Raw genomic sequence first — 739 nt, forward strand, 5'->3', positions numbered from 1 at the left:
TTTGTGATTTAAAAAATGATATAAGCACACTTCCAAGAAAAAATTTCTCATGATTCTCTTGCTTTCGATCTTTTATCTTCTTTTTTTCTTGTCTGTAAGGACTTTGAAGTGAATTTTTGATTTCATTATGTGCTTTTTGTTTTATTGAATTAGGAACTCTTCGATTGTAGTTTTTTAGCATCCTTAAGGCTATTTTTAATCTTTCATCAGTCTGAGAGAAAGGGTCTTCATATCCACTAAAATCAACAATGTCTTTTTCAATATCAGAGCGATCACTTTTTTTGATTGAGCAGATAGTGTCCATTACTTCTTCTAATCTATTTAATTCTAAAACTTTATGATATTTATTCCTCAAATTTTTAATGTCTTCTTCTGTAAATTGATTTGCAGTTTTTGATCGAATCAATTGTAGTATTAACTCATCTGAATGAGTGCGTCTTGCTATCTGTTTTAAGTGCTTTTCAACACTTAAAATAATTTCATCTACTGTTAATCTAGTTCTAGCCATTTTTAAACCATCTGCATTTAAGAAAATGTTGGTATATCACAGAGTCTTAAAAAAATCGTCATATGTTGTGTTTTTCAAAAAAAACTACTCTTCTGTTAGTTTTAACTGTTAATTTATGGCTGTTAATGGTGGGGCAGATAAAAAATCTTTTTTGCGAATGCAAAAAAGATTTTTTATATCTCGTTTCCGTGTCTTTTAAATTTCGCTTCGCTCGCTTTAAAAGACACTTCT

Annotated in this window: 1 protein-coding gene; it reads right to left on the reverse strand. The window is 29.1% G+C overall.

Translation table 11 applies throughout. From position 1 onward, the window contains the following. Positions 1-508: hypothetical protein (locus IO68_RS29520; protein ID WP_023013902.1), on the reverse strand; the 508-nt coding region annotated here is incomplete at its 3' end. Between the last annotated feature and the right edge of the window lie 231 nt (positions 509-739).

Origin of the sequence: Acinetobacter sp. COS3, assembly GCF_000475335.1 — a bacterium.
Classification (GTDB): Bacteria; Pseudomonadota; Gammaproteobacteria; order Pseudomonadales; family Moraxellaceae; genus Acinetobacter; species Acinetobacter venetianus.